The 10,688-nt window shown below is 59.0% G+C and carries 11 protein-coding genes; 7 read left to right on the top strand and 4 right to left on the bottom strand.

The window, feature by feature from the left end; genetic code table 11:
- Window positions 1-21: 21 nt before the first annotated feature.
- The 4 genes from AB4Y71_RS12310 (at window position 22) to AB4Y71_RS12295 (ending at window position 4,124) form a co-directional block, all read left to right on the top strand.
- The gene (locus AB4Y71_RS12310; RefSeq protein ID WP_441720716.1) at window positions 22-609 is read left to right on the top strand and encodes a DinB family protein; all 588 of its coding nucleotides are present in this window, start codon (window positions 22-24) and stop codon (window positions 607-609) included.
- A 124-nt stretch (window positions 610-733) separates the two neighbouring features.
- Window positions 734-1,180 carry an NUDIX domain-containing protein gene (locus AB4Y71_RS12305; protein ID WP_441720714.1) on the top strand — a complete coding sequence of 149 codons (447 nt, stop codon included), beginning with the start codon at window positions 734-736 and terminating at the stop codon, window positions 1,178-1,180.
- 755 nt (window positions 1,181-1,935) lie between these two features.
- Window positions 1,936-3,063, top strand: a complete 1,128-nt coding sequence (locus AB4Y71_RS12300) for a glycosyltransferase (RefSeq protein WP_441720712.1) — start codon at window positions 1,936-1,938, stop codon at window positions 3,061-3,063.
- A gap of 116 nt (window positions 3,064-3,179) precedes the next feature.
- Window positions 3,180-4,124 carry a hypothetical protein gene (locus AB4Y71_RS12295; RefSeq protein ID WP_402473639.1) on the top strand — a complete coding sequence of 315 codons (945 nt, stop codon included), beginning with the start codon at window positions 3,180-3,182 and terminating at the stop codon, window positions 4,122-4,124.
- Here AB4Y71_RS12295 and AB4Y71_RS12290 read toward each other — a convergent pair.
- Window positions 4,121-4,978: a glycosyltransferase family 2 protein gene (locus AB4Y71_RS12290; protein ID WP_365943096.1), complete on the bottom strand. Its 858-nt coding sequence runs from the start codon at window positions 4,976-4,978 to the stop codon at window positions 4,121-4,123. The genes AB4Y71_RS12295 and AB4Y71_RS12290 overlap by 4 nt on opposite strands.
- Before the next feature lie 75 nt (window positions 4,979-5,053).
- Here AB4Y71_RS12290 and AB4Y71_RS12285 point away from each other — a divergent pair, with 75 nt between their 5' ends.
- The 3 genes from AB4Y71_RS12285 (at window position 5,054) to AB4Y71_RS12275 (ending at window position 7,780) form a co-directional block, all read left to right on the top strand.
- Entirely contained in the window at window positions 5,054-6,169 is a 1,116-nt protein-coding gene (locus AB4Y71_RS12285) for a glycosyltransferase (RefSeq protein ID WP_441720710.1), read from the top strand.
- Between the two features lie 319 nt (window positions 6,170-6,488).
- Window positions 6,489-7,067, top strand: a complete 579-nt coding sequence (locus AB4Y71_RS12280; protein ID WP_441720708.1) for a hypothetical protein — start codon at window positions 6,489-6,491, stop codon at window positions 7,065-7,067.
- A complete protein-coding gene (locus AB4Y71_RS12275; protein ID WP_402473637.1) occupies window positions 7,052-7,780 on the top strand; it encodes a glycosyltransferase family 2 protein in 729 nt (242 codons plus the stop codon). Before AB4Y71_RS12280 ends, AB4Y71_RS12275 begins: the two co-directional genes overlap by 16 nt.
- Window positions 7,781-7,863: 83 nt before the next feature.
- On the opposite strand, the gene AB4Y71_RS12270 is transcribed toward AB4Y71_RS12275, so the two are convergent.
- From AB4Y71_RS12270 to AB4Y71_RS12260, 3 genes are all read right to left on the bottom strand, one after another.
- On the bottom strand, window positions 7,864-8,718 hold the full coding sequence (locus AB4Y71_RS12270) for a CPBP family intramembrane glutamic endopeptidase (protein WP_441720705.1): 855 nt from the start codon (window positions 8,716-8,718) through the stop codon (window positions 7,864-7,866).
- A 116-nt stretch (window positions 8,719-8,834) separates the two neighbouring features.
- On the bottom strand, window positions 8,835-9,518 hold the full coding sequence (locus AB4Y71_RS12265) for a response regulator (RefSeq protein ID WP_441720703.1): 684 nt from the start codon (window positions 9,516-9,518) through the stop codon (window positions 8,835-8,837).
- A complete protein-coding gene (locus AB4Y71_RS12260) occupies window positions 9,515-10,645 on the bottom strand; it encodes a sensor histidine kinase (RefSeq protein ID WP_441720702.1) in 1,131 nt (376 codons plus the stop codon). The genes AB4Y71_RS12265 and AB4Y71_RS12260 overlap by 4 nt, the downstream gene beginning before the upstream one ends.
- Window positions 10,646-10,688 lie beyond the last annotated feature (43 nt).

The following is a 10,688-nucleotide window of genomic DNA, read 5'->3' as shown; positions in this document are numbered from 1 at the left end:
GTGAAGTAATAGACTCGGCTCATGCCAATCGGAAAACTCGATAGCTTGGCGCTGCTGCGCGAATATCTCAATGACGCACGCGAAGCGGTCTTGTGGAAATGCGAAGGTCTGGACGATGCCCAGGCACGGACTCCCATGTCCTCGACAGGTACCCACGTCATGGGGCTGCTGCTGCATCTGGCCGTCAACGAGGCCGGATACTTCATTGCCTGCCTGGGCCGGAAAATCCAGGATCCGGTCATCCGGAGCATTATCGATTCCGAAGATGAGCAGGCAGACTTCCTGCCGCCACCGGGGATGTCCTTGGATGATGCAATATCCCTATACAAGGAAACGATTGCCGCAGCCGATGGTGTTCTCGATGAGCTGGAGCTGGATTCGCCAGCGGTGGTGCCGTGGTGGAATAAGCATCGGCACACCACGGTGCAACGGCTTCTGGTGCATATGATCGCCGAATCGCACCGTCATGCCGGACACCTGGATATCGTCCGCGAGCAGTTGGACGGTTTCATTGGTCTGCGCCCTTCAGCGCCTAACCTGCCAGAGCTCACTCCCGGTCAGTGGGAGCAGCAACGCCTGAAGCTCAAATCTCTAGCAGACAGCGTCTAAGGCTGCCTGCATGCCCAAGAGCTTTTCCCCGGAACGGCGCTGCGCTGCTGCGGCCCCAAATGCCTCGGACAGGTGCCAAGGCTAGGGCTCTGGCCGGTGCTGGCTCTGCTGGTATTCTCAAGCAATGCCGCGCGTGAAAGAAAAAGCTGTCTGCTACGTCGTCCAAGATAACCACCTGCTGGTCTTCACGCACTTGCAGCACCCCATGCATGTCACCGGGGTTCAAGTACCTGCCGGCACCATCGAACCGGGTGAAACCCCTCGTGAAGCAGCCGGACGCGAGCTCTTGGAAGAAACTGGGCTGGAAGGGATCATCACGCGGGAACTGGGAATCTTGGCCTACGACGTGCGGCCCATGAGAGATGAAATCGCAAACCGCCACTACTTCCAGCTCAAGGTTGCCCGGCAAGATCTTGCACGGCGTTGGATTGCCGGTGAATCAGATCCCGCGCACGGCGGCGCAGCTGAGTCCTGGGAATGCTGGTGGATGCCCTTGGAGCAAGCACATGTCCTGGCCGCAGGGCTGGGAGCGATGCTCGGGCAACTCGCTGATCGGCCGGACTCAATGTAGAAACGACTCGTATTTCCACGGCGTGTACCTGGATGCACATCCCATCGGCAGCACACGGACAAGTCCCTAGTGAACCGAGCGAGGCCGGCACATTTGGACTCGGTTCCGGGATGTCCGGAACTCGTGGACGGCCGCTCGGTTGGACTCATTCGCGAACCATTCTTTCAGGGACAGCGTGGACCAACCTGACGCGGATTATGGAGCCAGCCGTTCACGCGGACTGCCTGATCGGCCACCGGCGCCGGCTGCTGCGGTTCATTCGCACTTGCTATCCGTCGTGGGTGTCGATCTGGGGCTAGGGTCCTTCTGGGTGTCGACAGGTGGATGCGCCGCTATCTCAGGTACAAGCGGCCAAGCCGGCGAACCGGTAACTAGCCACATCGTCCATCTCGCACGGGCGGCTCTTCCCGACGCTTTCGCCGTTCGCAGGATTCCGCAGATCCGCAACTGATTCATGGCCAACAGCATCAGTTGGATAGCGCGCACGACGTGATGGTGAGAACGCCAATATTGGATACGTGTGATCGACTTATCGAACGATGCTCTGTCCCGGTTGCCATGCTGGTGGGCGCATCCCAAGAGTATTTCGACGGATGTTGCAAGGCGCAATCCGGAGAAGTGCAGACAATGCAAGATCATGAAACCTGACGATTGCTGGGAGATACGAAGAAGCGCAACGACGAGAGCGGAAGAAAGATATTCTTCGATCCATAGTCAGATGACCCTTGAAAGCAATCCGAAAGGCTAAACCGGAGATGGCATTTCAGTTATTCGGTTCGCCAGCGACTCTGCGAATCGCTGTGCTTGCGCACCTGCATCACCCCATTCGGGCGCCTTTTGCTGGTGGTATGGAATCGCATACCGCACATCTCGTTGCCGGTTTGGCATCGAGAGGACATTCTGTTCGCCTATTCGCCAAGGAGGGCAGCGATGAGTTCGACGTAATGGCGAACGCAGAACTTGAACCAATGCTTCCAGAGTCCTATGTAGTGCGCGGGTATCCCGATGACGACCTGACGAATATGCAGCATCAGATTTTGGATGGTGCTATGCAAAGTGCTATCGATAGAATCCATGCGGGAAATTTCGACGTCGTAATCAATAATTCGCTCAGTCCTGTTCCGCATGAGCAGCTTCAGGACATCCCGACCTTTCACATTCTGCACACTCCCCCTCTGCCACGGATCGTCAGGGTCCTGGAGCAACAGGGAAATCCCCATACCAGGCACCTTTTCGCTACTGTATCGAGCTCCAATGCACGAGCGTGGAAAACTTGGATCCCACAACTGCACATAATCGAAAACGGAATTGACATCGCCAGCTGGTCGTCGGCCCGTGAAACGTCATATCGCTCGGGCTTGGCTTCATGGAGCGGCCGGATTACACCGGAAAAAGGTCCCCACATCGCCATTACGGCCGCTCGTGCCGCTGGCATGCAATTGGTTATGGCGGGCCCGATCCAGGACCAGGAATATTTTGACAAGCTGATCGCCCCTGGACTTGATGAACAGATTCAATACCGTGGTCATCTGACACACACTGAGCTCAGCAAGATGATCAGCATGAGCGAAGTGTTTCTCTCCACCCCGCTTTGGGAGGAGCCTTTCGGGTTGACCACCTTGGAAGCGATGGCATGCGGCACTCCTGTTGCCGCCCTGCCATCTGGAGCAATGGCTGGTCTTATCGGCCCTACAGGTGGTGCCGTAGCCGAGCGCTGCGATACAGCGTCCCTTGTAGAAGCGATCGAGCGGGCAAGAACTCTTGACAGAGATGCTGTGTTCCAGAGAGCGGCCGGTTTTTCACATGATCGAATGCTCGACTCATATGAACAAGCACTTGTTGAAATCGCGTTGAAGACCTCTGCTGAAAATCGCCGCAGATGAGCAGATTACCAAGAATTTCCTACTACGCACACCATATGGGCTCCGGGCATCTGCGCCATGCGCGCAGAATAGTTGAAACTAGGATGTTTGACGTCCAGGTAGCGAGCACAGGACCGATGAACCAGGCGCTGCTTCCAGAAGGAACGAATTACGTTCCATTGGCGTCGGATATCTTGGAAAATCATGCTGGTGAGATTACAGCCGGCGGCTACTTCCACTATGCTCCGGCAGACATTCGGATTACTAAACGATTTTCCACATTGAATCAGGCGTGGTATCAATTCGCTCCGGATCTGGTCATGGTCGATGTCTCTGTGGAGGTGGCTATTTTTGCCCGGCTGAGCGGATACCGCGTCGCACTACGCCGGATGCCAGGACAACGCACAGATCAAGCGCACGAATTGGGGTATGGCATTGCAGATGCGCTGTTCGCCTATTACCCGGAATCCATTGAAGAAGCTTCCCATCTCCAACGGTACGGGAGCAAGAGCTATTACCTTCCGTCCCCTGACCCTGTAGGTTATTCCGACCCTGGGCCCCGAACGAGCTTCCCTCGGGAGGCATCCCGGAAGGTTGCCGTCCAAACTTCACTGGGTGCGGCAATCAGCCTTGATGAAATTGCACGTGCCGCTGCCTCAGCGCCGAGCTGGTCCTGGGACGTGCTGGGTTCTGTACAACGCGCTACCGGCGCAATGCCCGATAATTTGCGCAGCCACGGCACAGTTTCCAACCCTGAACAATGGATGGCCGATGCCGATGTCATCATAACTTCAACAGGGCACAATGCCGTCGTCGCGGCGGCGAGCTGTCGCAAGCCTGCGCTGCTGATTCCGGAAGAAAGGCCGTTTGGCGAACAGATGGCCTATGCACGCATGCTCCACCGTGCTACCGGATACCCGATGCTCGCTTCGTGGAATACGCCAGTGGATTGGAACGCACTCTTGCCAGTGGCTGCTTCCAAGAACCCGGATGCCTTGGCGATGGTGTTGTTTGGGGACCATGACGGATTTGCCGATGCCTTGCACGGGATGGTCGCTAGCGTAACGAAGCATCCATGCTAGTAGGCATCGTCGCTCCGAGCGCGTTCGATTTGCAGAGATGTCGGTTCGCGAAGCACTTCCAAATCGGCAGCTGCCCGGTCCCAGGCAACCAGATCCATGCTTGCAAAGGCTGCCAGCCAGCCTTCCATAGGCCATGTTCCCCACCGGTGGCGGAACTGTTGGGCATTTTCCACAATCTGCGAAAAGTGGTTCAAAGGCGGTTTGAATACTCCGTGGTGCTGGTGGAATACAGTTTCCCGAATGAAAACTACCGGAAGATTGCTCTCGCGTGCCTTGAAAGCGAAATCAGTATCTTCGGCCCCGTACCCCTCGTACTCTTCGGAGAACCCCTCCAATACAGAGAAATCTCCAGATTTAATGGCAAAGGCCAGCGACCAGAACATTTCATGCAGCTGGCAGGGCACATTCCGAGGGAGGCCGGACCGAGCATGATGAGACTCGGACAGTTCACTCAACTTCGAATCCTCCGGAGGTGCTCCTGCAGGAAGAGCAGATCGCAGGTATCTCGGTTCTGCCATCACCAGAGCACGCTGCGAGGCGAGGGTACGGAGCATGCCGGCGAAGCACTCTTTGGACGGTATGCAGTCGATATCCAGGAATACCAGATTCTCCGTGCGGGCATTTCGTGCAGCAGTATTCCTCGCGCGGGCCAGAGGCAAGCCGCGCTCGCCAGGCAAGGACCGTAGATGAATAGTCTTGACCGTAAGGCTGGATTCCACCGGCGCAGGAGCAGGATCGTCCATATAGACAATCACAACCTCTTGGGGCTTCATCGAGCTGCGCTGGACCCCATCCAACAGCCGTTGGAGGTGCCCAGCACGGCGGTGGGCAATGACCAGAATCGAGAATTGCATCAGGCACCATTCGCATAGGAATTTCGCATTCGCCTTCGACCCTATCGAAGAGCTACCACCAAAGGAGGACTGAGCATGATTTCACAGAAGGCTTCCAACATCATTCGTATAGCGTCGGTACCCCACGACCAAGTTTATATTCGTCATCTGGAACCGTTGGAGGGCCAGGAGTACGACATCGCGCGGTTGCCGGACCCGCGGCCGGTCGATGGCGGACAAAGCATCCAATCTGCTTGGTGGCCACCGGCAATGCTGAACTCACAGTGGATTGTGGAGAATCAGCGTCAGTTCGACTTGATGCACATCCATTTCGGATTTGACGCGTTGGACCCGAATGGCATGGAAGAAACAATCGGCGCATTGAAAGAAACCGGGAAACCCCTAGTATATACGGTCCATGATCTGGTAAATCCGCATCAACCGGACCCCCGCGCACACCGGGCATTGCTGGATGTGCTTATTCCGTCAGCTGACGAGCTGATCACCCTAACAGACGGAGCGGCCGCGCAGATTGCGGCTGAGTGGAAACGCACTGCCCATGTGCTGCCTCATCCGCACGTCATTGATTTTCCAACGATGGGAGAGCTGCGCCAACGCCGTGAGAAACAGCCACGTCAGTCCGGGTCGCGGACGCGGCGGGTGGGTGTGCATCTCAAGGAAGTCCGAGCCAATATTTCCCCGGCTGTGCTCCAGCCTCTGGCCCGCATCGTCTCCGATATCCCCGGCACAGTCCTGCAGGTCAATATCCATCAAGAAGTCCTGGATCCACAGAATCGGGAGTACCAGCCAGCCCTGGCACGCCAACTCATAGACGGACACGCTCGGGGAGACTGGGAACTCGAAGCGCACTCATACTTCACCGAAGCGCAGTTATTCGCTTATTTGGGATCTTTGGACGTGTGCGTACTGCCGTACCGCTTCGGCACCCACTCCGGATGGCTGGAAGCGGCCCTGGATGCTGGCGCCGCAGTCGTTGTTCCAGACTGCGGGCATTATCTGGGGCAGCATCCCTCCGTGGAACCATATAGATGGAATGGAGAAATGATCGATGAATCCAGCCTGAATAGGGCAGTGCGGCATCAGCTGAAGTTGCGGCAAATTCCCGGGCTGGATGTGGAGGCGCGCAGGAGCCAACGACAGGCATTATCTGAAGCGCACCGTCGCATATATACAGGGCTGCTGGCTAACTGAGATCTTCACTAGAGTGTATTTCCAGACGATCATCGTAATCTTGCCGAGGCGCTCCTTTAACGGGGCCCTCGTATATTCTGCCCCAGGCTCGGGGTACACAAGGGCCAGGATCGGGTGCCTAGGTGGCATGAACCGTCGATGGCATCGATTCAGGTATTAGGACTCATGTCCGGAGCATGGCGTGCCTTCTGGGTTTGCGGATGCCGGGCTGCATGACGCGGGTTGTGGGCCAATCCCCGGAATTAGTGAAGGCTCATCGAAACCAGTATCCTTACTGCAAATTGCAAGGCCCGGCAAACAGCGTGGTGGGAGGAAATAAGTGACCGCGACAGGTTACGAATCGACTTTTCGACTGCACACGAGTGATTCGCTGCGCGCAGCTGCGCTCGTGTTGATACCAATTGTTTTGCTGGCAGCCGGATCAGCCGCGGCGGCAGCGATGGCGCTGGTTTCTGGTGGGACCTGGTTGCTCCGGTACTATGCCGCGTCGCGTACTCAAGATGTGATGGGGCAACTCGTTTTCATAGCCGCTGGAGCTTTCAGCGCGTTTGACGTGTACCAAGTGATCTGGTGGCTGGACCTCGCAGTCCACTTCGTTACCACGGCCACTGTCACCCTCCTGCTCTTTGACGTCGCAACTCATCGAAAGATTCTAAGACCGCCTTCAAACTCGGCTGAAGAACACAAAATAGCAGGCTGGCTGCTGGTGAATGGATCCTTAGCGGCTGTTCTGTGGGAAATCGGAGAATGGGCTGGCTACTTCTTGATTTCCCGGAGTATCGGGGTCGGAATCAGCGACAGCATTACTGATTTACTCGCCGGCATGCTGGGCATTGTCCTGGCAGTGTGCTGGATCAAGCGGATAAGGAGCTTCGGACGCGCATGCGAATCAGCGTAGTAGTCCCGGTGCTGAACGACGAGCACCATCTCCGAACGCTACTGGAAAAGCTTGCGTCGCAGACGCGGCAAGCAGACGAGATCATCGTGGTTGATAACGGATGCACCGATGATAGTGCTCAAATCGCTCGTTCCGCCGGGGCAAAAGTCATTGTTGAGAGAACTAGAGGCATCCCCGCCGCCGCAAGTGCCGGTTACGACCAAACCTCGGCGGAGATCATTGTGAGGTGTGACGCCGATTCGATCCCGCCGGACAATTGGCTTGAGAAGGTCCATGAAGAATTCGCCGGGAACCCCGCTATTGATGCTCTGACCGGCCCCGGTTATTTCTACGACCTTCCGCGGGGCCTCCGGACACTCGGCTCGGTCGTTTACGCTTTCGGATATTTTGCCGGCTTGGGTTCAGCTCTTGCGACCGTTCCGCTATGGGGGTCCAATATGGCGTTCAGAAGCAGCCTGTGGGAAGAACTGAGCCATGAAGTATGTCGCGAGGGATCTGCGATCCATGATGATTTGGATTTGAGTTGTGCTTCGCAGGGGAGTTTCGTCCTGAAATTCGTTCCCTCTTTGCGTGTGGAGGCAGCAGGACGGGTTTACGCGCGGCCGGCCGGACTCAGGGCTTCCAGCAAGGTAGCGCTGAACACTCTGGCGAGGCATGGAGGCTTGAAGGGAATCATCAACCGCTGGAGTGCTGTGCTCGGGTTCCATCCTTGATGGATATTGGTCCCTGCGCCGGCGCGGCCTCTCGGCAGCGGCTGGCATGGGTTGGGTCCCTCCGAACTGCGAGCTGGAAATCCTCAGTTAGCTTTGGCGCGGTTCCGGGCGACAACCAGGAACACGACGATGGCTGCCGAGCACACCAAGATGGCCACTATGCTGGCTTCTGGCCCGAAACTTCCCCCGGACAGCCAGTCCGGTCCGCTGCTGGTCGCGGTGACCAGCGATTCGCGGGCTTCGGAGCCGGAGGTGACCGATCCGAACAGGCCGGTGATCGCGAAGTTCCAGCCGAAGTGCACGCCGATGGCCAGCCAGAGGGACCCGGTAGCCAGGTATGCGGCGCCCAGCATGATTCCTGCTTCGATCATGATGGCGAAGGCGCCCCACAATGAGGCATCCGGATTCACCAGATGGACCAGCCCGAAGAGGACGGCCGAGATACCCAGCGCCACCGTTGTGCCCCAGCGGCCGCGCAGCAAGCGGAAGACGACGCCGCGGAAGAATACTTCCTCTGACACCGCGATAGCGCACATCATTCCGGCTACGGCCAGCATCCCGGAAACAGAGCCCCAGCCGGTGATCGCGTAGGCGCCGCACAGTGCGAGGATGCCCACGGTCGCCCCGGACATCAGCAACCCGAGCCCGGTGCCGGCCAGTATGTGCCGCCATCTCTTGGCAGCGCCTAGCTCCACTGCCTTGCGGTGCTCGACCCGGCCTACCGTCCAGATGTACAGGCTGATCATGGCAAGTGCCAGAAGCGGGCCGATAGCCAGCGCGGCCACAGGGTTGCGCGGCCAGGCGGCCAGCGCGTTGGTTGCCAGCATGGCCACGGCCAAGCCGCTGACCATGGCGGTCGTTTTGAGCCAGGATCTTTGAGTAAACGCGGGGGTTTCCGGCTGGGCCTGCGCTGTCAGATGCTGCGTGGATTCGGTCATTTCTGCTCCTTGTTCGCTACCCGAAAGCGGGTATGAACAAGACGTTACGGGGCTGGAGCCAAGGGCAAATCACCCGTGGGCGGGCACTTGGGATCCCTCGCTCGGGGGACCTGGGCTCACGCCCAGTCGGCGAATCCGGTCCGGTGGGCAAGCACGACCGCTTGCACCCGGTCACGCACGCCCAGCTTCGCCAGGATGCGCGAGACATAAGTTTTCACCGTCTCGTGGCTGATCACCAGTTGCGCGGAGATCTCCGCATTGGACAGGCCCTGGGCAATCAGCTGCAGCACCTCGCGTTCCCGCACCGTCAGCACTTCGAAGATGGCCGTTTCCTTGGCCGAGGGCCGCAACCGGTCGCCAAAACGCCCGATCAAAGAACGCGTCAGCTCCGGGGCGATCAGCGAATCCCCGGCGGCAATGGTGCGGATGGCCGCTGCCAGCTGCGCAGGCCGGGCATCTTTGAGCAGGAAGCCGCTGGCCCCGGCGCGCAGTGCGTCATACACCAGGGAATCCAGGGAAAAGGTCGTCACCACTAGGACGCGCGCCGCAGCGGAGGCCTGCGGTCCGGCGATCCTCCGGGTGGCTTCAATTCCGTCCAGCAAGGGCATGCGGATATCCATCACTACGACATCCGGGCGCTCACGGCGGGTGACCCGTACGGCTTCTTCTCCGTCCGCGGCCTCGCCGACCACCACGAGGTCAGGGTGGGCGTCGATAATAGTGCGCAGTCCGGTGCGCACCAGTTCCTGGTCATCGCAGATGACCACGCGGATGGGCGTATTCTCTGGTTGCGCGCTCACCGGGGGATCCCTGCCCGCACCACGAACCGCCCATCAAGCTGCTCTACCTGCAATTGTCCACCTGCCATTTCCACTCGTTCGCGCATTCCGATGATTCCCCGGCCTCCTGATTTAGCTGCTGTTCCCCTGGCCCTGCGCCCGAAGCTGGCTACCTCGACGATGATCTGCTCATCGAGGTAGCTGATCTGTACCGCCGCGGCACCATCATGTGCATGCTTACGTGCGTTGGTCAGTGCTTCTTGGATTACCCGGACCACCACTAGCCCGGTTGCCCCGTCCAGCGGGTACCGTTCACCATGCTCCACGAAGTCCACTTGCTGCCCGGCGGCCCGGGCCCGGGCGATGATCTCGGCCGCCTGCTGCTGGGCAGGGGCCCGGGGAGTGCCCGTGGTCCCATCCAGCGCCCCGAGCAGGCTGCGCAGGTCCGCGAGCGTTTCCCGGCCACCGTCGGCAATAGATGCCAGCAGCTGTTGCGTTGTGGCATCGCGCTGGGGGTGGAAAGCACCGGCTTCGGCCTGCACGAGAATCGCCGTGACATGGTGGGTGACCACATCGTGCAGCTCATGCGCGATGCGTGCCCGCTCGGCAAGGATCGTTTCACGTTCCAGCATTTCGGTGTGGCGCCGGCGGATCGCCGCTTGCGCACGCAGCCACGAGCCGAAGATCCACAGGGCTGCCAGCATCGCGCCGAAGGCCACCGCGTCGGGCACCGTGAGCGTGGGGTCACGCTGCATCAGCAGAACAACCAGCAGCCCGTACCCGGCAAGCATGACCAGGGCGGCTAGCAGCCGGTGGTGCTGTGCCAGCGCACCGGCGCCCACCAACGCCACCAGCAGGCCGAGCGCCGCGAAGGTGGTGTGGAAACCGAGCAATTGGTAGGCAGCGAAGGACAGGAATGCCGCGGCCAACGCGGCCTTTGGCCAGCGGCGCAGTAACGCAACTGATCCGCCCTGCACCACGATCAGCACGATGCCCAGCGCGTTGAGCTCATGATTCTCGGAGGATGCCAGTTCCAGGCCTTGGCGTGCCATTCCGGGCACGAAAGAGAAGCCAATGAGCACGGCGGCGCTCACCAGCTCCCAGCGGATATTGGCCAGCGGCATGCGCATGGTTTTCACTCCCGGCATCTAACAGGCCTGCCCTTGAGCAGGAGAGCAAGACTTCGGCCCC

It is taken from the genome of Glutamicibacter sp. MCAF14 (assembly GCF_052114325.1).
GTDB lineage: Bacteria > Actinomycetota > Actinomycetes > Actinomycetales > Micrococcaceae > Glutamicibacter > Glutamicibacter arilaitensis.
Note: the sequence above shows the minus strand (reverse complement) of the source record. Positions and strands in the feature narration are given on the sequence as shown.